The organism is Flavobacterium restrictum, from assembly GCF_007097245.1.
GTDB classification, from domain to species: domain Bacteria; phylum Bacteroidota; class Bacteroidia; order Flavobacteriales; family Flavobacteriaceae; genus Flavobacterium; species Flavobacterium restrictum.
The window spans coordinates 153,149-178,118 of record NZ_VJZT01000002.1 but is presented as its reverse complement, the minus strand read 5'-3'; the positions used below and the strand labels follow the sequence as shown (position 1 = coordinate 178,118).

The 24,970-nt window shown below is 35.2% G+C and carries 26 protein-coding genes; 13 read left to right on the top strand and 13 right to left on the bottom strand.

Annotation, left to right across the window (positions count from 1 at the left end; genetic code table 11):
* Positions 1 to 154 precede the first annotated feature (154 nt).
* From rpsO to FNW21_RS02885, 4 genes are all read right to left on the bottom strand, one after another.
* A complete protein-coding gene (rpsO, locus tag FNW21_RS02900) occupies positions 155 to 421 on the bottom strand; it encodes a 30S ribosomal protein S15 (protein ID WP_144255234.1) in 267 nt (88 codons plus the stop codon).
* Positions 422 to 574: 153 nt separating this feature from the next.
* Positions 575 to 1,333, bottom strand: coding sequence for a YqjF family protein (locus tag FNW21_RS02895; RefSeq protein ID WP_144255233.1), 759 nt, complete (start codon positions 1,331 to 1,333; stop codon positions 575 to 577).
* Positions 1,334 to 1,721: 388 nt separating this feature from the next.
* Positions 1,722 to 2,144, bottom strand: coding sequence for a DUF2452 domain-containing protein (locus FNW21_RS02890; protein ID WP_144255232.1), 423 nt, complete (start codon positions 2,142 to 2,144; stop codon positions 1,722 to 1,724).
* A gap of 147 nt (positions 2,145 to 2,291) precedes the next feature.
* Complete coding sequence (locus tag FNW21_RS02885) at positions 2,292 to 2,747, bottom strand: GAF domain-containing protein (RefSeq protein ID WP_144255420.1); 456 nt, start codon at positions 2,745 to 2,747, stop codon at positions 2,292 to 2,294.
* Positions 2,748 to 2,815: 68 nt separating this feature from the next.
* Here FNW21_RS02885 and xrtF point away from each other — a divergent pair, with 68 nt between their 5' ends.
* From xrtF to FNW21_RS02855, 6 genes are all read left to right on the top strand, one after another.
* Complete coding sequence (xrtF, locus tag FNW21_RS02880) at positions 2,816 to 3,367, top strand: exosortase family protein XrtF (RefSeq protein WP_144255231.1); 552 nt, start codon at positions 2,816 to 2,818, stop codon at positions 3,365 to 3,367.
* Positions 3,342 to 3,791, top strand: a complete 450-nt coding sequence (locus FNW21_RS02875) for an exosortase F system-associated membrane protein (RefSeq protein ID WP_144255230.1) — start codon at positions 3,342 to 3,344, stop codon at positions 3,789 to 3,791. The genes xrtF and FNW21_RS02875 overlap by 26 nt, the downstream gene beginning before the upstream one ends.
* A gap of 45 nt (positions 3,792 to 3,836) precedes the next feature.
* Positions 3,837 to 4,241 carry an HYC_CC_PP family protein gene (locus tag FNW21_RS02870; RefSeq protein ID WP_144255229.1) on the top strand — a complete coding sequence of 135 codons (405 nt, stop codon included), beginning with the start codon at positions 3,837 to 3,839 and terminating at the stop codon, positions 4,239 to 4,241.
* A gap of 74 nt (positions 4,242 to 4,315) precedes the next feature.
* Positions 4,316 to 6,325, top strand: coding sequence for a TonB-dependent receptor plug domain-containing protein (locus FNW21_RS02865; protein WP_144255228.1), 2,010 nt, complete (start codon positions 4,316 to 4,318; stop codon positions 6,323 to 6,325).
* Positions 6,326 to 6,419: 94 nt separating this feature from the next.
* Positions 6,420 to 6,764: a heavy-metal-associated domain-containing protein gene (locus FNW21_RS02860; RefSeq protein ID WP_144255227.1), complete on the top strand. Its 345-nt coding sequence runs from the start codon at positions 6,420 to 6,422 to the stop codon at positions 6,762 to 6,764.
* 137 nt (positions 6,765 to 6,901) lie between these two features.
* Complete coding sequence (locus FNW21_RS02855; RefSeq protein WP_144255226.1) at positions 6,902 to 7,585, top strand: DedA family protein; 684 nt, start codon at positions 6,902 to 6,904, stop codon at positions 7,583 to 7,585.
* A gap of 79 nt (positions 7,586 to 7,664) precedes the next feature.
* Here the strand turns inward: FNW21_RS02855 and groL are convergent, their stop codons facing one another.
* From groL to miaB, 9 genes are all read right to left on the bottom strand, one after another.
* A complete protein-coding gene (gene groL, locus FNW21_RS02850) occupies positions 7,665 to 9,293 on the bottom strand; it encodes a chaperonin GroEL (RefSeq protein ID WP_144255225.1) in 1,629 nt (542 codons plus the stop codon).
* A gap of 131 nt (positions 9,294 to 9,424) precedes the next feature.
* A complete protein-coding gene (locus FNW21_RS02845) occupies positions 9,425 to 9,700 on the bottom strand; it encodes a co-chaperone GroES (RefSeq protein ID WP_144255224.1) in 276 nt (91 codons plus the stop codon).
* A gap of 132 nt (positions 9,701 to 9,832) precedes the next feature.
* Positions 9,833 to 10,162, bottom strand: a complete 330-nt coding sequence (gene secG / locus FNW21_RS02840) for a preprotein translocase subunit SecG (RefSeq protein ID WP_144255223.1) — start codon at positions 10,160 to 10,162, stop codon at positions 9,833 to 9,835.
* 3 nt (positions 10,163 to 10,165) lie between these two features.
* Positions 10,166 to 11,008 (bottom strand): tetratricopeptide repeat protein, encoded by an 843-nt coding sequence (locus tag FNW21_RS02835; protein ID WP_144255222.1) that lies wholly within the window; start codon positions 11,006 to 11,008, stop codon positions 10,166 to 10,168.
* A 31-nt stretch (positions 11,009 to 11,039) separates the two neighbouring features.
* Complete coding sequence (locus tag FNW21_RS02830; RefSeq protein WP_144255221.1) at positions 11,040 to 11,543, bottom strand: LptE family protein; 504 nt, start codon at positions 11,541 to 11,543, stop codon at positions 11,040 to 11,042.
* A 43-nt stretch (positions 11,544 to 11,586) separates the two neighbouring features.
* A complete protein-coding gene (locus FNW21_RS02825) occupies positions 11,587 to 12,843 on the bottom strand; it encodes a sigma 54-interacting transcriptional regulator (protein ID WP_144255220.1) in 1,257 nt (418 codons plus the stop codon).
* Positions 12,844 to 12,891: 48 nt separating this feature from the next.
* Positions 12,892 to 13,083, bottom strand: a complete 192-nt coding sequence (locus tag FNW21_RS16735; protein WP_317129289.1) for a GxxExxY protein — start codon at positions 13,081 to 13,083, stop codon at positions 12,892 to 12,894.
* Complete coding sequence (locus tag FNW21_RS16730; RefSeq protein ID WP_317129288.1) at positions 13,073 to 13,282, bottom strand: GxxExxY protein; 210 nt, start codon at positions 13,280 to 13,282, stop codon at positions 13,073 to 13,075. The genes FNW21_RS16735 and FNW21_RS16730 overlap by 11 nt, the downstream gene beginning before the upstream one ends.
* Positions 13,283 to 13,515: 233 nt before the next feature.
* Positions 13,516 to 14,961: a tRNA (N6-isopentenyl adenosine(37)-C2)-methylthiotransferase MiaB gene (miaB, locus tag FNW21_RS02815; RefSeq protein ID WP_144255219.1), complete on the bottom strand. Its 1,446-nt coding sequence runs from the start codon at positions 14,959 to 14,961 to the stop codon at positions 13,516 to 13,518.
* 356 nt (positions 14,962 to 15,317) lie between these two features.
* On the opposite strand from miaB, the gene topA reads away from it, so the two are divergent.
* From topA to FNW21_RS02780, 7 genes are all read left to right on the top strand, one after another.
* The gene (gene topA / locus FNW21_RS02810; protein ID WP_144255218.1) at positions 15,318 to 17,834 is read left to right on the top strand and encodes a type I DNA topoisomerase; all 2,517 of its coding nucleotides are present in this window, start codon (positions 15,318 to 15,320) and stop codon (positions 17,832 to 17,834) included.
* 6 nt (positions 17,835 to 17,840) lie between these two features.
* Positions 17,841 to 18,992, top strand: a complete 1,152-nt coding sequence (locus FNW21_RS02805) for a formimidoylglutamase (protein ID WP_144255217.1) — start codon at positions 17,841 to 17,843, stop codon at positions 18,990 to 18,992.
* A 109-nt stretch (positions 18,993 to 19,101) separates the two neighbouring features.
* Complete coding sequence (gene porK, locus FNW21_RS02800) at positions 19,102 to 20,505, top strand: T9SS ring complex lipoprotein PorK/GldK (RefSeq protein WP_144255216.1); 1,404 nt, start codon at positions 19,102 to 19,104, stop codon at positions 20,503 to 20,505.
* A 49-nt stretch (positions 20,506 to 20,554) separates the two neighbouring features.
* Positions 20,555 to 21,202 carry a type IX secretion system motor protein PorL/GldL gene (gene porL / locus FNW21_RS02795; RefSeq protein ID WP_144255215.1) on the top strand — a complete coding sequence of 216 codons (648 nt, stop codon included), beginning with the start codon at positions 20,555 to 20,557 and terminating at the stop codon, positions 21,200 to 21,202.
* 46 nt (positions 21,203 to 21,248) lie between these two features.
* Positions 21,249 to 22,790: a type IX secretion system motor protein PorM/GldM gene (porM, locus tag FNW21_RS02790; RefSeq protein WP_144255214.1), complete on the top strand. Its 1,542-nt coding sequence runs from the start codon at positions 21,249 to 21,251 to the stop codon at positions 22,788 to 22,790.
* A gap of 49 nt (positions 22,791 to 22,839) precedes the next feature.
* A complete protein-coding gene (porN, locus tag FNW21_RS02785; RefSeq protein WP_144255419.1) occupies positions 22,840 to 23,829 on the top strand; it encodes a type IX secretion system ring subunit PorN/GldN in 990 nt (329 codons plus the stop codon).
* A 91-nt stretch (positions 23,830 to 23,920) separates the two neighbouring features.
* Complete coding sequence (locus tag FNW21_RS02780) at positions 23,921 to 24,970, top strand: NAD(P)/FAD-dependent oxidoreductase (protein WP_144255213.1); 1,050 nt, start codon at positions 23,921 to 23,923, stop codon at positions 24,968 to 24,970.

The following is a 24,970-nucleotide window of genomic DNA, read 5'->3' as shown; positions in this document are numbered from 1 at the left end:
TGCGTAGTTAATGCCTAAAATTCCAATGAAAACCTAACTTTTTTAAGGGCTATCTGTTTAGTAAGAACGAATAGCTTTTTTATAAGAATCTAAATCTTTCCATTTAAATTCTAAAATAAAAAAGAGGCACTTTCGCACCTCTTTTATATATTGATTATTTTCTAATACCCAATACTTTGATAATTTCACGGTATCTGTTGATTTCTGTCTTTTTCAAGTAATCCAACAAAGATCTTCTTTTACCTACTAGCAATACTAATGAACGCTCTGTGTTGTAATCGTGACGATTTTTTTTCAAATGCTCTGTAAGGTGGCTAATTCTGAAAGTAAATAAAGCAATTTGTGCTTCTGACTTTCCTGTGTTTGTTTTTTCTCCGTGTTTTGCGAAGATTTCTTCTTTAACTTCTTTCGTTAAATACATGCTAATATTATTTAAATGATTGTTATGTATGTCATACAGCTATTGTAAGACGGGTGCAAAAGTACTATAAAAATTCAAAAAAAACCTTAAAAATCCAAAAAAGTAACCATTCGGACGTTTTTCACATAAACTGTACCAACTAAATTCTCTTTGTTATTCAAATTCAGAATTTTCATTGCCGTTTTCTTGCTTTGTAAACTCTAATTTGGTTCTTTTCCAGGCAACTTTTACGGCGGAACCTTGGGCAATAAATACTGCTTCGGGTTTAGTATGGTTTAAAACCGAAAAGCATTTGCCATACATGGCTTCAAAATCGCAATCTATTTTATAATCTACCACTTTTTGAACATTCCAACTTGGGTGTTGTAATTGGTATTCTTCGGTGTTGTTGTCGTCGATTTTTGTGTAGCCAAAATAGTGCTCATAAATGAATTTTTCCAAAGTATTTTGCTCCATTTCTTGGGATTCATTGGCTGCTTCTACATAAATACTGTTCCATTTTTTATGCAAGAGCCATTCGAATTTTATTTTGGTAGTAGCGGAACTTTTTACAATTTCATGTTTGGTTGGCACCACAGTATAATGTTCTTTGTATAATTTATTCGCCATCCAAGCTACTATTTTGTAAGGAATAGTTTCGTTGATAAATACAACGCCACGTTTGATGGTACCGCCTTCTTTTCTGTAGACATAAAAACGCAAATTAATTTCTTCGAAAGTTCCTAAAAACGGAATTGGGATTTGGAACAACTTTGTGTTTTTGAACATAAAACCAACCAAACTAACATAGGCTTTGCCATCGTAAACATCTAAATTCACTCCTTTGGGTAGGTAAGGCTTTAAGATTTCTGGATCAATGGCATAATTGGCCATAATGATGTTTTCCCAATTTGCTTTTAAAAATGTCGTCATTACCATTGTTTTTGAATTTATTTTCTGTGTTAAACAGTTCGCAAAAATTAAATTCAGTTGGAATAAATACTTTTTATACCCAATAACTTTGCGTTTGTAAAGGTCATTCGCTTTTATAAAGACTGTCACAGATTCACAGATTTTAATAACTTAAAAGTAATGAAATTGACACTGATTTTTGAATTTGTGCAATCAAACAGCGTTATTTTGGTTTTAAAATCTGTGACCCGAGCGCTGGTGAACAGGCGAAGCAACCAGTGGTGTATTTTTTTTAATTCACAATTGTTTTAAAATCGAACGCTTTGGTGTTTATAAATTATTTGAGATAAAAAAAGAATATCATTTTGCGTTGCCCCTTAAAAGCAGGTGATTCACCCAAAATTTAGTGCTAATAGGAAGAAAAATGGTCTTTTTGATTTAAAAGCATCCACTTTTTGTCGCTATTCAATTTAAAGGTAGCAATGTGTTCTTTGTTCCATTCCTGTGGCCCAATTAAGGACAAAAAATGAATCCCATCATCACCCGTATACAAATGGTAAATTTCGCCAATAACAGGTTCAAACGAAAATTTAGCGTTGTATACGATATCATTCCATTCGTATTCTTGCATCAATTTTTGGTATTGTTGTTTGAGCTCGTTGAACTTGTTTTCGAATTCTTTATTGACATTATGAATGCCTCTAGTTTTCCAAGCAACTACATCATCGGTTTTAATCACGGGTGCGCCTACACTTGTTGCATAAGGCAAAACACTTGCGTTATATCCTTTTTCTTCAGAAAAAACAACATTATCGGGGTGGCTTTTTTTCATTCTCAAAATCAGTTTTGTTTAACATTTTTAAATAAAAAGTAAACAAAGGTACTAAAGATAAATTAGAAAACACTTCTCGATACTTTTTTTGATTAAAATATTAAGAATCGAAAATAGTCGAACGGCTGTTTTATGTTTATTTACACTTTAAAATAACTTCGCAATTTCTTGGTTCACAAACTCAAGAAAACGTTCGTCGGCTTCGGTAAAGGGATCAATTACATGACTGTCTATATCTATTTGACCAATGTTTTTACCGTTTACAAAAAGTGGTACCACAATTTCGGATTTTACGGTAAAACTACACGCAATATAATTGTCTTGTGCGGCCACATCTGGAACGACAAAATTAGCATTAGAAACTGCCACTTGACCACAAATTCCTTTCCCAAATGGGATTACAGTATGGTCGGTTTCGGCGCCCACGTAAGGACCAAGATGTAACGTTTGGGTCTCGTGATTAGCAAAATAAAATCCTACCCAATTATAATAGGCAATGCCATTGCTCAAGAGTTCGCAAACGGCTAACAATTTTTCGTCTCTAGAAAGTGTTGTATTTATAGTAATTTCGGTTACTTTTGGTTGTAGTTCTTGAAAGGTCATTTTTTTATTTTTTACAAAAGTATTTAATGCTCGTTTCATAATTTATTTAATTTTGTTAAAAAATCACTTTGAAAAAATATTTTAGTATTTACAAACCGTTTTTGCTTTTTTTGGGCACTTTTTTTCTAACCTACATCGTTTTGTCCTTGCTGTATGACTATTATTTGAGCAGTTTTGGTGTTGATGGTTTGGATTCGATTACTCTAAAAGTAGCTCAAAATACCCAGCAAGTACTTCAATGGTTGGAACCAAATTCCGTTAGGATCGAAGAATCGGGTACCAATTACGTGAAATTATGGTACCATCAAAAAGGAATTGCCCGAATCATTGAAGGCTGCAATGCCATAAGTGTCATCATTTTGTTTATTGCTTTTGTAGTGGCTTTTTCGGGTAAACTTAAAACGACTTTGCTTTTTATCCTTGGCGGAAGCCTTCTTATTTATATTCTAAATGTTTTTCGAATTGCGGCTTTGTGCGTTTTGCTGTATCATTTTCCAGAATATGGGTCACTTTTGCACGATATTATTTTTCCGTTATTTATTTATGGTGTCGTTTTTCTTTTATGGGTAATTTGGGTTACTAATTTTTCTAAATATGCTAAAAATACTATTCAATCATAAAGCAAGAGCCTTATCAGTGTTGGTTTTAATACTGCTTTTGGCACTCACGCGAGCTTACGAAACGACTTTATTTTACGATCCTTTTTTGGAGTATTTCAAAGAAGATTTTAATGCTTTGCCATTGCCAGAGTACCGTGCTTTGCCCTTGTTTTTGTCGTTATTATTTCGGTACGCTTTGAATATGTTGTTGTCTTTGGGGATTATTTATGCGTTGTTTCAAGAAATTGAAATGATCAAATTCGCTACCTTTTTGTATCTTTTTTTCTTTTTGATGCTAATCGTGGCTTTCTTTTCGGTGCTTTTTCTGTATGACGAACCTCATAATTTCCTGCTCTTTTACATCCGACGGTTTTTGATTCAACCCGTTTTTGTGATTCTTTTTGTGCCGGCTTTTTATTTTCAAAAAAAGCAAAACAAAAAATAACATTTTATTTGGTTTTGGTGTCTCTATTTTAGATAATTTTGCAGTATGAACGCCAAGAAATCCATAAGTTTATTTTTAGCATTATTCCTATTGGTTTCCAATATGGGTTTTGCTTTTAATGTACATTATTGTGGAGATTCGATTGCTTCGGTATCTTTAAAGACTGCTTTTCCTTCTTTAAAAATCGAAAAAGGTTGCTGCGAAAAAGTTGTTTCTAAAAAAGACAGTTGTTGCAAGGACAAAGTATTTCATTTTCAAAAAAAATCCGAAAACGCCACCGTCAAGGTTTTTTTCTTTGAATTCCCCTCTGTTTTTATCGTTCCACAATCCTATCCTTTTGTTACAATTGGAACTTCTTCTTTCCATAAAAACCAGCCAACTTCCTATTGTTGCGATGCCAATGCGCCGCCACTTTTCCAGCTGTACAGCCAATATATTTTTTACGCCTGATTTTATAATGGTATAAAAATCAAATCATTGCTTGTGGTTTGAGTCTTTTTTATAACACTATAAAACGCTTAATTATGCAAAAAATAATACCGCTATTGGTGGGTATTTTGTTTTCGAATGCTGTTTTTTCTCAAGAAAAACTCAATGAAATCAAAGTTACCGCAAAGCGAAAAGGAATTCAAAAATCCTTTACCGTAACAGGCAACACCATACTGGTGACCAGCAAGGAATTGCTAAAAGCGGCCTGTTGTAATCTCGCCGAAAGTTTTGAGACCAATCCATCAATCGATGTCAATTTTGCCGATGCGCTAACGGGAACCAAACAAATCAAAATGTTGGGACTTACGAGCCCATACCTGATGATTACCGAAGAGAATATTCCCTCGGTTCGTGGTGCTTCGCAAGCGTATGGATTGTCGTTTACCCCAGGCACTTGGGTCGAAAGCATTCAAATTACCAAAGGTGCCGGAAGTGTTGTCAATGGCTACGAAAGTATTTCGGGGCAAATCAATGCCGAGTTACTAAAACCCATCAATAACATTCCTTTTTTCTTGAATGTTTATGGTTCATCGGATGCTCGTTTCGAGTTAAATACCCATTTCAACACCAAAATATCCGATAAATGGAGCAGCTCTTTGTTCCTTCATGGCAACACGAGAACGGCTAAAATGGATCAAAATAAAGATGGTTTCCTAGATAATCCGTTAGCCAAACAAGTCAATATTTTGAATCGCTATCAATACTATAATGCCGAAAAAGGATTGGTAAGTTTTATCAATTTCAGGTACATGAATGATAAAAAACAAACAGGGCAGTTGGATTTTGATCCTGCAAAAGACCGAGGTACCACGCACTATTGGGGTTCCGAAATCAATACCGAACGGCTGGATGTTTCCACCAAAGTGGGCTATGTTTTTAAAGATATGCCGTACCAAAGCATTGGTTTTCAAAACGCGTTTAACAGCCACAATCAGCAATCGTATTTCGGTTTAAATCCTTATAATATCAAGCAAAGTAGTTACTATTCGAATCTGATTTTTAATTCGATTATCAACAATACCATGCACAAATTTGCCACGGGATTGAATTTTACCTATGACAAATACCAAGAATTAGTCACCATAAATGATTACAGTAGAACCGACAATTCGGTTGGTGCTTTTTTTGAATATACCTATGACAATGCCGATAATTTCAGTATTATTCTTGGTGGTCGAATAGACAATCACAATCGTTTGGGGACTTTTGTAACGCCAAGATTGCATGTGCGTTACAATCCTTGGGAAAAAGCTGTGTTGCGATTTTCGGCTGGTCGAGGCAAGCGTGCGGCAAATATTTTTGCCGAAAATCAGTCGCTTTTTGCTAGTTCTCGAACCTTTTCAGTTTTGGATAATTCCGGCAAAATTTATGGTTTAAATCCCGAAATTGCTTGGAATTATGGTTTGAGTTTCAATCAGAAATTTTTAATTTTTGGCAAAAATGCCGATGTTGGTTTTGATTTCTATAGAACTGATTTTCAAAATCAAGCCGTGGTCGATTTGATGCAAAGTCCACAACAGGTTTTATTCTACAATCTAAAAGGAAAATCGTACGCTAATAGTTTACAATTAGAATTCAATTATGAACTGGCTACACATTTGAATTTGCGTACCGCCTATAAATTCTATGACGTTAAAACCGATTATCTTTCAGGGCGTTTTCAAAAACCTTTGCAAGCCAAAAACAGGTTTTTTGGCAATTTAGAATACGAAACGCATCTTGGCGACAAAGGACAACAATGGAAACTAGATTATACCTTCAACTGGATTGGCGCGCAACAATTGCCCAACACAGCATCGAATCCTATAGCAGACCGACTACCCGAATTTTCAAAAGCGTATTCCTTGATGAATGCCCAAATTACTAGAACTTTTTCGCCAACTTTTGAAGTCTATGTTGGTGGCGAAAACATAGGTAATTATACCCAATCAAAAGCTATTTTGGGTTCCGAGAATCCTTTTGGAGCGACTTTTGATGCATCGGTGGTGTACGCACCCGTTTTTGGACAAATGTATTATGCTGGGTTGCGGTTTAAAATAAAATGATGACAAAAGTCAATTTCAATGGCAATGGCAATGTCAATTTCAATGGCAATTTCAAAAATCAATTTCAAAAATCAATTTTAATACTTTTATACAAATGAAAAATATAGTTATAGTACTCGCACTTCTTCTTGCTGGCTTTACTGCCAATGCACAAGTGAAAAAAAATAAAAATGCCAAGTTTGTGACCGAAGTTAATGGCAATTGCGAACAATGCCAGCGCAGGATTCAGAAAGCGGCTTTTGGTGTTGCAGGCGTAAAATCGGCGGTTTGGAATATCGAAACGCATCAGTTAAGTCTGATTTTGAACGAAGAAAAATGTACCCCATTAGATGTCAAAAAAGCCATTGCAAAAGCAGGTCACGACACCGATGAAGTAAAAGCAATTACCGAGAATTACGAAAAACTACCTTCTTGTTGCTTGTATGTGAGAGAAAAATAATTGGAGCTAGCTAGCATTTTTTTAATTTTTTTTCAATTCTTATCCGTTAAGAAAACTTTAAAAAAGAGTAATAAATTGCGACTTTGCTAAATTATCCTTAATTTCACACGCTCATACAATTACCTTAAAAACTATTTATGACTAATTTTGAATGGACACAATTACTCAATCCAGAGTTTTATATTACGTTACAAATAGGAGGGATTCAATTTGGTTTGTACATTGTTCTGTTTATCGTTTTTGCTGAAACGGGTCTTTTTGCTGGATTTTTTCTTCCGGGTGATAGTTTGCTTTTTTTGGCGGGTATTTACAGTCGCGATTTAATTCAGAATGTCTTGTTTCTTGAAAGTGATTTTGTAAACGTAACAATACTATCGGTTTTAGTGGCACTTTCAGGTGTTTTAGGAAATATGGTAGGCTATTGGTTTGGGGCTAAAAGTGGTTATTATTTATTTAAAAAAGAAGATACTTTTTGGTTCAAGAAAAAATACTTACTTCAGTCCAAAGATTTCTTCGAAAAGTATGGTGGAAAAGCGATAATTTTTGCTCGTTTCTTACCCATTTTTAGAACATTTGCACCTATAGTTGCGGGAATTGTTTCGATGGATAAAAAGAAATTCATGTTCTTTAATATTGTTAGTTCGTTTATGTGGTCGTTTGTTTTGATTTTTTCTGGGCATTACTTGTATGGCGTGTTTTTACAACACGGGATAGATTTAAAGGAGCATATTGAATACATTGTGATTGGGATAATCCTAATCTCTACCCTGCCAGTATTCCTAAAACTAATGAAAAAAAGACCAGAAGATAAACACTCTTAAACAAAAAAAATCCGAAGCTTATACACTTCGGATTTTTTGGTTATTCCCAAATAGGAATTTTTGTTTTTGTAATTTAAGATTACATCATTCCCGGCATACCGCCACCCATTGGGTTGCCGCCACCAGTTTCTTCTTTGATGTCAATCAAAGCACATTCGGTAGTTAAGATCATTCCCGCAACCGAAGCAGCGTTTTCTAAAGCAATACGAGTTACTTTTTTAGGATCAATAATTCCCGCTTTTAGCATATCAACATATTCGTCCGTTTTGGCATTATAACCAAAGTCACCAGTACCTTCTGATACTTTTGCAACGACTACTGAACCTTCAAGACCAGCGTTTTCTACGATAGTTCTCAATGGCGATTCGATAGCACGAGATATGATTTGGATTCCGGTTTTTTCGTCTGCATTGTCCGCATTGATAGCTGCCAAAGCTGCTTTAGCTCTCAATAAAGCCACACCACCACCTGCAACAATTCCTTCTTCAACAGCGGCACGAGTCGCATGAAGCGCATCGTCAACACGGTCTTTTTTCTCTTTCATTTCCACTTCAGAAGCAGCGCCAACATAAAGTACTGCAACACCACCAGCTAATTTAGCCAAACGTTCTTGCAATTTTTCTTTGTCATAATCAGAAGTTGTAGCTTCCATTTGACCTTTAATTTGGTTGACACGATTCTTGATCATATCCGCTTCGCCAGCACCACTTACAATAGTAGTGTTGTCTTTGTCTATAGTCACTCTTTTTGCAGTTCCTAGCATTTCTAGAGTAGTGTTTTCAAGGGTGTATCCTCTTTCTTCAGAAATTACAGTTCCGCCGGTTAAGATAGCGATATCTTCTAGCATTGCTTTTCTACGGTCTCCAAAACCAGGTGCTTTTACAGCAGCGATTTTCAAGGCTCCACGCAATTTATTTACCACTAAAGTAGATAATGCTTCACCATCTACATCTTCGGCAATGATCAATAATGGTTTTCCAGTTTGTGCAATTGGTTCCAATACTGGCAATAATTCTTTCAAAGAAGAAACTTTTTTGTCATACAAAAGGATGTATGGACTTTCAAGTTCCGCTTCCATTTTTTCTGGATTGGTCACAAAATATGGAGAAAGGTATCCTCTGTCAAATTGCATTCCTTCCACAACATCAACATACGTATCTGTTCCTTTGGCTTCCTCCACGGTGATTACACCTTCTTTACCTACTTTTGCGAAAGCATTAGCAATCAATTCACCAATTACTTCGTCGTTATTGGCAGAGATAGAAGCAATTTGTTTTATTTTTTCTGAATCGCTTCCTACTACTTTGGCTTGTTTAGCAAGGTCAGCAACAATAGCTTCAACAGCTTTGTCGATACCGCGTTTCAAATCCATTGGATTGGCACCTGCAGCAACGTTTTTCAAACCTTCTTTTACGATGGCTTGTGCTAAAACGGTTGCAGTTGTTGTTCCGTCTCCTGCCAAATCGTTGGTTTTTGAAGCTACTTCTTTTACCATTTGAGCCCCCATATTTTCTAATGGGTCTTTCAATTCAATTTCTTTGGCTACAGTAACACCATCTTTTGTTACGTTAGGTCCACCAAAGGCTTTTCCAATAATCACGTTACGTCCTTTTGGTCCAAGGGTTACTTTTACAGCATTTGCTAATGCGTCAACTCCACGTTTTAATCCGTCACGTGCTTCTATATCAAATTTTATATCTTTTGCCATTTTTATTTCTTTAGCTTTTAGCTTTTAGCTTTTAGCAGGTGTAAGGCTACCTTTTAAAAGTTTAGGCCAAAATAGGTTGTTTTTTATTGTTTTTTTGAGCCATTAGCTAATTGCTAATAGCCAATTTCAGTTTAGATAATTGCTAATATATCATCCTCACGCATAATCAAATAATCTTTTCCTTCCAATTTTAATTCGGTTCCAGCGTATTTTCCGTACAAAACGGTATCGCCAATTTTCACGGTCATTTCGTGTTCTTTGGTGCCATTTCCAACAGCAACTACGGTTCCTTTTTGTGGTTTTTCTTTGGCGGTATCTGGAATAAAAATCCCTGATGCTGTTTTGGTTTCAGCGGCTACTGGTTCAATAAGAACACGGTCTGAAAGCGGTTTTATGTTTAATGCCATAATAGTATGTTTTTTTTATTTTTTATTTATTTATTTGATTTCAGAAATTATGCCAAGCTCCAAAAACTGACATTTTTGCTTATAAAAAATGCCAGCTTTGACAGGCTGGCATTTTTGTATGGGTGTTGAGAATTATTTTGTTGCAGGAGCAGCAGGAGCTGTTTGAACTGGCGCTGTTTGTGGGGCAGCAGTTTCTGTTTTGTCAATAATTTTTGAATCAGTATCACTTAATGATCCTGTAAAACTCAAGCTAGAAAGTAAAATCAAAGCAATTAATATCGTGGCCAGTGTCCAAGTACTTTTGTCTAAAAAGTCGGTTGTTTTTTGTACGCCACCTAACATTTGAGAACCGCTAATTGTGGAAGATAAACCACCACCTTTTGGGTTTTGAACCATTATTACTACTATTAATAGGAAACAAACTATAGTTATTAAAACTAAAAAAATTGAAAATGTGCTCATTGTTTAATTATTGTTATTTTGTAAAATCTTAATTTCTGTTATATGGTTTGCAAAGAAACTACTTTTTTCTGGATATTTCAAAATTAATATTTCATATGCTTGAATGGCACGTTGATATTTTTTTTGTTCCAAATAAACTCTTGCCAAAGTCTCTGTCATCAAGTAGGATTGGTCATCGGAATTTGTTGGTAAAGTCACATTGGTTGCTGTTCCTTGTTTTACTGGTGGTATTTTTGGACTGGTTTCAATGAATTTATCGATTAAATCTATTTTTTTCTTCTTGGCAGGATCAAGATTTAATTCATTAGTTGCAGGACTGGTTTCGTTTTCTCGAATAATTGGTGCTGTACGGGATAATTGCAACCATTCTTGAAACGAATGTTTTTCGCTTGCTGTAAAATCCAATGGTTTACCCAAATCTAATTTGGTTTCAATTGCGGTTTGTATTGGTTTGACATCGTGAATGGCAGCTTCTTTGATGGAACTTAAAATAGCGGTTTCTAGTGGGCTGTATTGTGTTGCTTTATTTTCTAAAACAACGCTGTCAATAACGATTATGTCCAGCAGTTCTTGATTTTTTTTGTCGTATAACTCTTTTTGAATGGCTGTAAAACCCTCGGAGGTAATAAAATCGAATAAAATTGTTCTGTCTGTTGTATGTGCTGCTGTTACTTTTAAGGCAAAATTATATTTAAAACTATTTTGACTAAACAGCCCTTTTAGACGCAACGCTCTGGCACTTTGAAAATACGGAAACTCTTCCAGAACGCCTTGTAAGGCTTCGGTTTGTTTCTCATTTATAGTGCTTGGTTTGTTGATTAAAAAACTATAGTCGGTTACATTCATTGTGGGAAGTACTGCTTTTTTTAGTGATAAATTACCATTTGGCTAACGATTCATTAAAAATATCTTGTGTGATCCTATCAAAAATTTCTTTTACCGCAGTGTTCAACGCAGAACCAGTAAGTTGTACGCCAGCGGGATAATCGTAGAAAAACTCAAACGGTTTCTCGAAATTATCTGTTTCTTTATTTTTATTGGTAAATCGAACATTGATGCGGATTTTCAAACGGTTTTGAGCGGCTTGCTGGTCAGCAGTGGCGGTCATTGGACTAATTCTATAATCTACAATTTCGCCTTCATACGTTAATTCGCCACCTGTTTTGACCAAGTTTAAATTGGTTTGATTTTGAATTAAATCTTGTAATTGCAAGGTAAACGTACGGTCAATTCCAGGTTCAATAAGTGGTGCGTTGTTTTGAAAAAAGTTGACTTGAAATGTTTTAGCATCAATTTTGGACGATCCCGTAAAGTTGTAAACAGAGCAACTATTAAAAGTTACCAAGAGTACTAGAATTAAGATATAGTGTATGTTTTTCATTTTTAATTTAAAGGACAAAGGTATTTAAAATTTGTAGACGTTATTAAAGGTCAAATTGTTTTATTTTTCGGTATAACGTTCTTTCGGAAATGCCTAATTCATCGGCTGCCGCTTTGCGTTTTCCTTTGTTTTTTTCTAGAGATTTTTTGATCATTTCAATTTCTTTTTGTTCCAATCTCAAGATTTCTTCTTCCTCTATCGTTTCGGCAAAAAGGTAATTATCCTCCTGTTCCTCGTACTCTTCTTCATTGTTTGTGCTTGTCATGACTGCGGTTCGTGGTTGTTCTTCGTACTCTATTTCGCTGTCTTGCTCTTTGGAACCATAAATTTTTGTAATCAAGGATTTGTTTGTTTCTTGTACGTTTGCAGTGCCGTTTTTAATTAATTCTAATGTTAATTTCTTTAAATCATGCAGGTCACTTTTCATATCAAAAAGCACTTTATACAGAATTTCTCTTTCGGTATTGAAATCGCTATCGTTTTTTTTGTCCTTTATTACGGATGGTAAATTGCTTCCCTCGGCAGGTAAATAGGACTGTAAGGTGTTGCCCGAAATGTCTCTATTGGTTTCTAAAACCGAAATTTGTTCGGCTACGTTTCGCAATTGACGAATGTTCCCGCTCCAGCGAAATTTTTGTAAAACTTGAACGGCAGTATCATCTAACTTTAAAGGCGGCATTTTGTATTTGTGAGCAAAATCGGCTGCAAATTTTCTAAAAAGCAAATGAATATCCTCTTTTCGCTCTCGCAAAGGAGGGAGTGTAATGTCTACGGTGCTCAAACGATAATACAAATCCTCGCGAAATTTCCCTTTTTCGATGGCGTTAAATAAGTTGACATTTGTTGCAGCTACGATTCTAACATTGGTTTTTTGTACTTGTGACGAACCTACTTTCAAAAATTCTCCATTTTCCAGAATCCGAAGCAAACGAACTTGTGTTGTCAATGGCAATTCGCCCACTTCATCGAGGAAAATTGTTCCGCCATCGGCTACTTCAAAATAACCTTCACGGGTATTTGTTGCTCCTGTAAAAGCGCCTTTTTCGTGGCCAAAAAGCTCACTATCAATGGTTCCCTCGGGAATGGCACCGCAGTTTACGGCAATATATTTTCCGTGTTTGCGATGCGAAAGCGCATGGATGATCCTAGGGATATTCTCCTTACCTACGCCACTTTCTCCAGCCACCAACACCGAAATATCCGTTGGTGCTACTTGAATTGCTTTTTCTATCGCACGATTGAGTTTTGGGTCATTCCCAATAATCTCAAAGCGTTGTTTTATATTTTGTACAGTTTCCATATGTTTCTTCTTTAACCACAAATTGCGCAAATTTTCGCAAAATTTATTTTATGAATTAATTAGGCGTTTGTGGACTAATGATTTGTTTTGAAAGTTTGTAATTATTCCAATTGGTGTATCTACAAGCTTCATATAATTTAATGTTTGAGCGAGATGATCATTACTGATTTCTTTTACAGATTTTACTTCTAATATTATAGCATAATAAACTATAAAATCGGCATAAAATTTATGTGGCAAAACAACGGCCTTTATATTCTATTGCAAATTCCTTTTCTCGTTGATAAGGAATATTATGGCTTTTAAATTCAATTTCTAATGCGTCTTTATATACAATTTCAAGTAAGCCAGGTTCTAATAATCTATGTACTTCCATGCATATGCCTACAATCTTGTAATTCTCATCTTTCTTGTAGTAATATTCGTTAGTGTCACTCATGGATCATTAATTTGTGAAAATTTGTTTAATTCTAACTAACTCCTTTTAATGTTAGTTTATTTTACCATAAATTACACAAATTATCACAAATTTTAAATCTTAACTATTTTTAAAAATTAGTGTAATTCTATTTGATCATTTATTTGAATTTGTGCAATTTTTGGTTTTAAAAAAAGTTAGCAAATAGTTATGAAAGTCCAGCCACTTTCTTTAAATTTTGGCTAACTTTTTTCTTAATTCATTTCAGAATAGCCAACCGCTTCTCCTTTTAAAGTTCCGCTAGTGCAACTCGTGATTTTTACATTTACAAAATCCCCAATTTTATAATCCTCTTTTGGAAAAACAACAGTAATACTTTGCGAATTTCTTCCTGAAAACTCCTCGGTAGATTTTTTTGAAACTTTTTCGACTAAAACTTCTACGGTTTGACCTATGAATTCTTCCGAACGGAACCAAGCATGTTGTTGTTGTAAATCAACAATTTCTTGTAATCTTCTGGCTTTAGTTTGTTCGGTAACATCATCTTCCATTTTACGTCCTGCCAAGGTTCCTGGGCGCTCTGAATACGAATACATATACCCAAAATTATATTTTACATAATTCATTAAACTCAAAGTATCTTGATGGTCTTCCTCTGTTTCGGTAGGGAAACCGGCAATCATATCTTGCGAAATAGAACTGTTAGGTATAATCGTTCTTATTTTATCAATCAAAGTCATGTATCGCTCACGCGTGTGCAAACGGTTCATTTCCTTTAGAATTCTATTGCTTCCCGATTGAACAGGCAAATGAATGTGCTTGCAAATATTAGGATATTTGGCAATAACATGTAGCACACTTTCGTGCATATCTTGCGGATTGGAGGTTGAAAATCGAATGCGCATTTTAGGAAAACCAACCGCTACCATTTCGAGTAATTGGTCGAAATCTACCGCAGTTGCTTTCTGCATTTCGGTAGCATTTTCATAATCTTTTTTCAAGCCGCCGCCGTACCATAAATAGCTATCTACATTTTGACCTAGAAGTGTAATTTCTTTAAAACCTTTGCTCCATAAATCCTGAATTTCACTCATAATACTTTGTGGCTCTCGGCTGCGTTCCCGACCACGAGTAAAAGGCACCACACAAAACGTACACATATTATCGCAACCACGAGTGATAGCAACCAAAGCCGTAATTCCGTTGCTCATTAATCGCACAGGAGAAATATCGCCATAGGTTTCATCCTTGGACAAAATCACATTAATGGCATCTCGACCTTCCTCGACTTCTTGCAAAAGGTTGGGTAAATCTTTATAGGCATCAGGGCCCACAACAAGGTCTACAATTTTTTCTTCTTCCAGAAATTGACTTTTCAAACGTTCCGCCATACAGCCCAAAACGCCCACTTTCATCTTTGGATTGATGCGTTTTACAGCATTGTATTTTTCCAGACGTTTGCGGATTGTTTGTTCTGCTTTGTCTCGAATGGAGCAGGTATTAACCAAAACCAAATCAGCTTCCTCCAGCACTTGCGTTGTATTATATCCATTTCCAGATAAAATAGAAGCTACGATTTCACTATCCGAAAAATTCATCGCACAGCCATAACTTTCTATAAATAATTTTTTAGTATTCTCGGGTTTATGTTCTAAAACAAGACTTTCACCTTGTTTACTTTCTTCAATAATCTTTTCCATCCTATATTTTCAGAGCACAAAGATAACGCAATTCAAATAAATATGACAAGATGTCAGCCGAAGAATTAACATTGTTTTAATGCTTTTTTTCTGGGGAGCTTAATCCCGCTTTCCGTTACAAGTCCTCACAAAAAAAGTAAAGTTTCCAAAGTCCTAGAAAGAGCTTCCGTTGGTCGCTTTTCTAGAACAGGAAACTTTTACTTTTTTTGCTCCGGGCTTTTCACTATAATCGGTGCTAAAAAACAGTCGAGTATGGCGATAACTTACCTATTAATGATTGTGAAATAGTTCAAAAATAAAATCAAAAGCCCAATATTTAAAAAAAACTTCTACTTTTGTCCCAGAAAAATAGAGCAATGGCAAAGAATTTAGTTATAGTGGAGTCCCCTGCAAAGGCGAAAACAATCGAGAAATTTCTAGGAAGTGATTTTCAAGTAGAATCCAGTTATGGGCATATTGCTGACTTACCTTCCAAAGAAATTGGTGTAGATGTTGAGAATGGTTTCAAACCCAAATATGAAGTTTCGGCCGATAAAAAAGCATTGGTTTCTAAACTAAAAACACTAGCCAAAAATGCCGAAATGGTCTGGTTAGCAAGTGATGAGGATCGCGAGGGTGAGGCTATATCTTGGCATCTTGCCGAAGAATTAAAATTAGACAAGAAGAAAACAAAACGGATTGTTTTTCATGAAATTACTAAAACAGCTATTCTAAAAGCAATTGATAATCCTCGTGAAATCGATTATAATTTAGTTAATGCACAACAAGCCCGTCGTGTTTTGGATCGATTAGTTGGTTATGAATTGTCGCCTGTTCTTTGGAGAAAAATTAAAGGAGGACTTTCTGCAGGACGTGTACAATCGGTTTCTGTACGTTTGATTGTAGAACGGGAACGAGAAATTCAAAATTTTAATGCAGTAGCATCCTATTCTGTTGTAGCAGAGTTTGTTAATGAATCAGGAAAAGCATTTAAAGCCAAACTTCCTAAAAATTTCAATACTAAAAAAGAAGCTGAAGATTTTTTAAATAAAAATATCGGTTCTACCTATAAAGTTTCAGATTTAGAAACCAAACCTACCAAAAAATCACCAACGGGTCCCTTTACGACTTCTACTTTACAACAAGAAGCAGCTCGTAAACTGTATTTGCCTGTTGGAATTACGATGCAATTAGCACAACGTTTATACGAAGCGGGACTTATCACGTATATGAGAACGGATAGTGTGAATTTATCTAAAGATGCGATGGAAGCCGCTCAAGCCGAAATCATTAAATCCTACGGAAAAGAGTTCTCTAAACCTAGAACTTTTGTTAATAAAAGCAAAGGAGCACAGGAAGCACACGAGGCAATTCGTCCTACAGATATGTCGCGCCACACCGTAAATATTGATAGAGACCAAGCCCGTTTGTATGATTTGATTTGGAAAAGAACGTTAGCATCACAAATGAGTGATGCGCAATTAGAACGAACCAATGTGAAAATTGAAGCCAACAATCATAAAGAGATTTTCACCGCTTCTGGAGAAGTATTGCTTTTTGAAGGATTTCTAAAAGTATATCTTGAAGGTCATGATGATGACGAAGAAGAGCAGGAAGGTATGTTGCCAGCCATGAAAGTCAACGAAAAATTAGCAAACAATTATATTACGGCAACCGAAAGATATTCGCGTGCAGCGGCAAGATATACGGAAGCTTCTTTGGTGAAAAAATTAGAAGAACTAGGAATTGGTCGTCCGTCTACGTATGCACCAACTATTTCAACTATTATCAACAGAAACTATGTTGAAAAAGGAAATCTTGACGGTCAAGAAAGAAATTATACACAACTAACTTTGCAATCAGGTAAAGTTGGGGAGAAAATTTTAAAAGAAAATACAGGTTCCGATAAAGGAAAATTAGTGCCAACAGATATTGGTACAATTGTTACTGATTTCTTGGTTAAAAATTTCGGAAATATTCTTGATTATAATTTTACTGCCAAAGTGGAGCAGGATTTTGACGAAATTGCAGATGGAAATATCGTTTGGACAAAAATGATGCAAGAATTCTACGATAAATTTCATCCAACCGTAAAAGATGTAGAAGCCAATGCCGATAGAGAAAGCGGAGAGCGCATTTTGGGTATTGATCCTGTTTCTGGAAAACCAGTTTCGGTACGTTTAGGTAAATTTGGTCCTATGGCTCAAATTGGTGCACCTGATGATGAGGAAAAGAAATTTGCTAGCTTGATGAACGACCAGAATATTGGGAATATTACCTTGGAAGAAACCCTAAATCTGTTTTTGTTACCTAAAAATTTAGGCGTTTATAAAGGAGAAGAAGTAGAGGTTTCTAATGGACGATATGGCCCTTATATTCGTCATGGTGCCGCTTTTGTTTCCTTGCCAAAAGGCGAAGAACCTTTGAGCGTAGATATGCAAAGAGCACAAGAATTAATTGACGAGAAAGCACTTGCCGATGCGCCGATTGCTGTTTACAAAGGCGAAGGTGTTCAAAAGGGAACAGGGCGTTTTGGTCCTTTTATTAAGTGGAATGGCATTTTTATAAATGTGTCCAAGAAATATAATTATGATAGTTTGTCACAACAAGATATTCAAGATTTGATTGAAGATAAATTACAAAAAAATATTGACAAAGTGTTACACAACTGGGAGTCCGAAGGGATTTTGGTCGAAAAAGCCCGTTGGGGACGCTCGGTAATTACCAAAGGAAAAATCAAAATCGAATTGAGTAAGGACGTAGATGCTACCCAGCTCACATTGGTCGAAGTACAAGAAATGATAGCCAAAAAAACGCCTGCTAAAAAAGTAGCCGCCAAAAAAGCAACAGCAACCAAAAAACCAGCTGCAAAAAAAGCAGTTGCTAAAAAGTAATAAAAAATGGAATTTGATTTTCTAACTCCTTTAGATACCGAAATCCTTGTTCATGCAAAAGGATTGTCATCACAACAATTAGGAAGTAAAATGCAGTTGCATTCAACTGATTATTTTCCTGATTTAGAAGTGGTGACTATTGCTGTAATTGGCGTTTTAGAAAATAGAGGAAATCAAGGGAGTGATTCAAAAGTAGATTTGATTCTTATTCGTAAAGAATTGTATAGTTTGTTTGCAGGGAATTGGGACGCTACAATTGCGGATTTAGGTAATATTCTGGAAGGGAACACCATTGAAGATACCTATTTTGCACTAAAGAAAGTAGTTTCCTCATTGATTAAAAAGAAAATTATCCCAATCGTTATTGGAGGTTCACAAGATTTGACCTACGCACTCTATAGAGCTTATGACGAACTCGAACAAATGGTAAATTTAGTGGCGATTGACAATAAATTTGATTTCGGAAAAGAAAGTGACACCTTGTCTGCTGCTTCTTATTTGACTAAAATAATAATTGACGAGCCTAATAATTTGTTTAACTATTGTAATATTGGTTATCAAACGTATTATAACGCTCAAGAAGAGATTGATTTAATAGAGAAATTGTTTTTTGATAGTTACAGGTTAGGCGAAGTGGCTAATAATAGTGCTATTTCGGAACCCGTTTTTAGAGATGCCGATGTAGTAAGTTTAGATTTAACCTCGGTAAAATCCGCTGATTCTGGAAATTTGAAACCATTTTCCCCTAATGGATTTAATGGAAAAGAGATTTGTACCTTGTCTAGATATGCAGGAATTAGCGACAAAGTAACCTCGTTTGGTGTTTTTAATCACACGAGTTCAGAGCAAGAATCTGCTTTGATAGCTCAAGTGATTTGGTATTTTATAGAAGGATTTCATTACCGTTCGAATGAGTATCCTTTTGGCAGTAAGGATAGTTATTTAAAATATATAATTCCCCTTGAAGACCAAGAATTAGTTTTTTATAAAAGTGATAAAACAGATCGATGGTGGATAGAAATCCCTTTTATTTCAAATGGCAATAATAAACTAAAAAGAAATACGTTATTACCCTGTTCCTATGAAGAATATTTGGCCGCTTGCAATCAAGAACTCCCCGAAAGATGGTGGAAAGCACAGCGAAAAAATAGTATTTAAGTTTTTTTTATAAAAATAAATGTTGTTTCGTGTAAAAAAATTGTTTTTCTAAAAAATAATAAATAGGTTTACACACTTAAAGAATAATGAATAGTTAACCCCAATTTATATGAAGAAGTTCATTGCGTTTACGGCAATTTTAATGGTATTAATTAGCTGTGGTAAATCAAGCGACAAAGGAGAGTTAGTAGGTGTTAATGGAGGAAAATGGCATCCTGAAAAACCTTATGGAATGACATTAGTGCCAGGTGGTGCTTATATTATGGGTAAATCAGATGATGATTTGGCTAATGTAGAAGATGCTCCTACCAAAACGGTAACAGTTCGTTCGTTTTATATGGACGAAACTGAAATTACCAATAGTGAGTATCGTTCCTTTGTAGAATGGGTGAAAGATTCAACAATGAGAGTTCGATTAGCAATTTTAGCTGATGAAAGTGGTCAAAAAGCAGGAGCTACAACTGGTAAAGGGAAAAACGCTGGAAGCATTGGTGATTTTGCTTTCAATGATACTGATCCAGCAAAAATGACTGCTTATGATAAATACATGTACGATAACTATTACAGTGTAGGAACAGATAAGGATCCATATGCTGGAAGAAGATTGAATAAAAAGACCAAATTAATAAAAGATACTAAATTGTATCCGGATGAATATTACACAGAAGTAATGGATTCTATGTATTTGCCAATAGAGGCTTCCTACAACGGTTTGAGAACAATCGATGTAAATAAATTGAAATTCAAATATACTTGGATGGATATTCAAGCTGCCGCAAAAGCTAAAAAAGGATCTAGAAAAGATTTTATTAGAACAGAAGAAGTAAACGTATATCCTGATACAACCGTTTGGATTAAAGATTTTGCTTATTCCTATAATGAGCCAATGCATAATGATTACTTTTGGCATAAAGCATACGGAGATTATCCTGTTGTTGGTGTAAAATGGACACAAGCTAAAGCATTTTGTGCATGGAGAACTTTGAACAAAAACTCGTACATAAAATCAAAAAAGAAAGGACGTGATTTAATCAATTCTTTCAGGTTACCTACCGAAGCAGAATGGGAATATGCAGCAAGAGGAGGTTTAGAGTCGGCTACTTACCCATGGGGTGGGCCTTACACTAAAAATGACAGAGGTTGTTTTCTTGCTAATTTCAAACCAAACAGAGGTGATTATGCAGCAGATCAAGCTTTGTATACCGTTGAAGCTAAATCATACGAGCCTAATGGATATAATTTATACAACATGGCTGGAAATGTTTCTGAATGGACCGATTCCTCTTATGATCCAAACGCATATGAATATGTATCTACTATGAATCCAAATGTTTTGGATGCTTCTAATAAACGAAAAGTAGTTCGTGGCGGTTCTTGGAAAGATGTTGCTTATTTTTTGCAAGTAAGTACTCGTGATCATGAATATGCTGATTCAGCTAGAAGTTACATTGGTTTTAGAACCGTTCAAGATTACATGGGAACTCAAAACACTGGGAACACTAAAAAAAGATAATAAATAACACCCAAATCAAACTATTAAACAAACCCCTAAAAAAAGTATTATGGCAGTATTAAGTAAAAAAGCAATGAATTTCGCATATGGAATGGGAGCAGCGGTTGTAATTATCGGTGCATTATTCAAAATTACACACATGGAATTTGGATTCATAACTGGTAATAGAATGTTAACAGTAGGTCTAGTTGTTGAAGCTGCAATTTTTGCTCTTTCTGCTTTTGAACCAGTTGATGCCGAATTAGATTGGACATTAGTATACCCAGAATTGGCTAACGGAGAGGCTAAAGCCAAAACTAAAAAAGTGGAAACACCAGCTGATGCACAAGGATTATTGTCTCAAAAATTAGACGGCATGTTGAAAGACGCTAAAATTGATGGTCAATTAATGGCAAGTTTAGGAAATAGTATCAAAAATTTCGAATCGGCAGCAAAAGGAATTGCTCCAACCGTAGATTCTATGGCTGGACAAAAGAAATATGCAGAAGAAATGTCAATGGCAGCAGCACAAATGGAGTCATTAAATAGCCTATACAAAGTACAATTAGAAAGTGCTACTCGTAATGCACAAGCGAACAGCGAAATTGCTGACAACGCTACAAAACTAAAAGAGCAAATGCAGTCAATGACTTCAAATATTGCTTCTCTTAACACGGTTTATGGAGGTATGCTTTCTGCAATGAGTAACAAAGGATAATTAGTTTAAAAACTATAAAAAAACAATAAACTAATTAGTAGAAAATATGGCAGGAGGAAAATTAACCCCTAGACAGAAGATGATAAACCTGATGTACTTGGTTTTCATCGCAATGTTAGCATTAAATGTGTCCAAAGAAGTGATGTCCGCTTTTGGATTAATGAACGAAAAATTTGAAGGATCGAATACAGCAGCTGAAGCTAGTAATACACAAATGCTTGTTGGTTTAGATGCAAAAGCTGCCGAAGCAGGCGGAGAATTTGCTCAAGCAGCAATTACAGCACACAAAGTAGAAGCGATTTCCAAAACTTTTTACGGCTATTTATCAGGTATAAAAGCAGATGTTCTTAAAGGAACAGAAATTGATAAAGAAACTGGTAAATTGCCATACGAGGATATGGACAAAGGAGAAAATATTGACAATTTGTGGTTTAGTCCAGCAGGTTATTCGGCTAAAGGAAAGGAAGTTATTGCTACTGTTGAAAAATACAAAGCAGACATGAAAGCTGTTTTGGGTAATAACAAGAAATTAGCACCAATTTTAGAGGAAGTGAATTCTAAATTTAATTTAGCTGATGTTAAAAATAAAGACGGTCAAATGATTCCAGTTTTGGAATATCAATTTAAGGGTTTTCCTGCCGTCGCTTCATTAGCAAAAGTTTCAGCTTGGCAAAATGACGTTAAAATTTCAGAAACTGAAGTCTATAATACATTGTTAGGAAAAGCAGCAGTTGCTGCAGCTTCTTACAGCAATTATCAGGCTATCGTAGTTTTAGACAAAAATGCTTATTTTCAAGGAGAACAAGTAACTGGTAAAGTAGTTTTAGGTCGATATGACGAGAATACAAAACCTACCTCTTTTTCAGGACCTGGTAAAATTGTAAATGGTCAGGCCGTTATTGCAATGACTGCTGGTGGTATTGGTGAACAAAATATTAATGGACAATTTACGTTTTTGGAAGATGGTAAAAATATTCCACTTAAATTTGCTGGTAAATATGTAGTGGTTCCAAGACCAAATTCAGCTACTATTTCTGCCGATAAAATGAACGTAGTTTACAGAGGTGTTGTTAACCCAATGTCTATTTCATTTGCTGGAATTGCTGATAATGCAGTTACAGCTTCAGCTCCTGGATTGTCTAAAACTGGAAATGGCAAATACGAAATGAGACCTGGAACAGGTACTGAAGTCGCTATTACAGTTTCTGGGAAAATGTCAGATGGTAAAGTAGCTTCTGATAAAAAAGTATATAGAATTAAAGGTATTCCTGGCCCTGCAGGTACCATACGGGGTGAAATGGGTGTTGTAAAAGGACCTAAATCAAACCTACAAGTTTCTACAATTGGAGCTAAACTAGTAGATTTTGACTTCGAAGTAGGATTAGACGTTGTTGGTTTCAATTTAAAAGTGGCGGGACAACCTACAGTTGTTGTTGCTGGTAATAAATTAAATGCACAATGTAATTCGATTCTTTCTAAAGCAGGAAGAGGAGATCAAGTTACCATTTCTGAAATTAAAACTAAATTGGTTGGTGCAGGTAGTTATATGTTGCCTAGAACTGCTCCAGTAATTTTTGAAATACAATAAAATAGTTCTTTTTAATAAACGAACTTCAATTTTTTATAATAATATCATGATGAAAGTAAGATTTTTTTTAATAGCTATTATCTCTATATCAGGGACTTTTGCATCCTTTGCACAATCTAATTTGCTTAATGCAAAAAAGCCTTCTGAAATAGGTCTAAAAACACCAGCACAACTTATTTCTGATAACGACAAACCTTTAGTTTACGGGTATGTTCATGACAGAGATATTTTGATGGGGAAAACGACTTGGGAGATTATCGACTTGAGCGAGAAAATAAATTTTGCTTTATATTATCCTATTGACACAGCTAATATTGGTTCTGATAGACGCTCTTTGTATGATGTGATGACTAAAGCCATGAAAAATGGTAAGATTACAGAAGTGTATACAGATAGTTATTTCAATACCAAAAAATCATTGAAAGACATTCAAGCTTCCTTATCGCGAGTTGATACAACCGATGCTGGTAGAGAGCTAATTAATCAAGATCCTACTGCTTATGTAACGCATGTTGTGAAAAATAAAGTAGTTACTGGTAAAGGCAAAAAGAAAGTCGTTTCTTATGTTGAGGAAACTGTGCCAGCTTCTAAAACAATTCCTGCTGAATATATCTTGAAACAAGATCTTACCGCTCAAGATGTTACCCAGTACAAAGTAAAAGGATATTGGTATTTTGACAAACGTCAAAGTGAATTAAAATATCGTTTATTGGGAATTTGCCCAGTAACACCTGATGTGTACACCATGAATGCTGAAGAGAAGGATTATATTGAGTTGTTTTGGGTTTTCTTCCCAGCGGCTAGGGATGTCTTGCACGAAGCTAAAGCTTTTAATGACAAGAATTCTGCAATGCCAGTTTCGTTTGATCAAATCTTAAATTCAAGAAAGTTCAATAGCGTTATTTACAAAGAAGAAAATGTCTATGGTGATAGAGCTATTGATGAATACATGAAAGACAATTCTTTAAATCAATTGTTAGAATCGGATAGAGTGAAAGAGAAAATTCGCAATTTCGAACAAGACATGTGGAATTATTAATTCACTTTTTTTAATTTATATAAAACTCTTACTTTATCGGTAAGAGTTTTTTTGTGTTATTGGTTTTGTGTACTTTTAAATTTTAATGCGGATGTTAGATTATTTAATAGTGGGTTCTGGTTTAGCTGGAATTTCGTTTGCAGAAATTGCTTTGCAGCACCATAAATCTATTTTGGTGTTGGATAATAATTCGCAAAATTCCTCCAAGATTGCCGGTGGTTTGTACAATCCTGTAATTTTGAAACGGTTTAGCGAAGTCTGGAAAGCGCAGGAGCAATTGGCTATTATGAATACTTTTTATAGTGTTTTAGAAAAAAAAATAAATCATAAAGTGGATTTTCAAATATCAATATTGAGGAAATTTTTTTCAATTGAGGAACAAAACAATTGGTTTTTAGCATCGGATAAAGTGGGTTTAGCTCCTTTTTTGTCAACTAAATTAATTACTAAAACTTTTGACGGAATCGCTTCGCCTTATGGTTATGGTGAAGTTCTGCAAACAGGATATGTAGACACAGCAACTTTGTTAGAAAAATACAAAAAATACCTTACTGACAATGAGTTGTTTCTAGCAGCTACTTTCGATTACAACGAATTAAAAATAGCAGCTAACGGCGTTACATATCAAAATTTTAAAGCCAAACATATTATTTTTGCAGAGGGATTTGGGTTGCATGCTAATCCTTTTTTTAGTCATTTGCCTTTGGATGGAACCAAAGGGGAGCTTTTTATTATCAAAGCTCCTGAATTAAATTTGGAAGTAATTGTAAACACGAGTGTTTTTATATTGCCATTGGGTAATGATTTATTCAAAGTAGGCGCAACTTACAATTGGAAAGACAAAACTAATCTCCCCACAGAGGAGGGAAAATTGGAATTGGTAGACCGTATTAAAGAAATAATTACCTGTGATTTTGAAATTATTTCTCATTTTGCTGGAGTTCGTCCTACCGTAAAAGACAGGCGTCCGCTAGTTGGGACACATCCTAACCATGATCGAGTTCATATTCTAAACGGATTGGGAACGCGTGGCGTCATGCTCGGGCCAGCAATGGCAAAAGCCTTATTCGAATGTATTGAAAACGATATTCCTCTGGATAAAGAAATCAATATTGAGCGTTTTTTGAATAAAAACAAATAA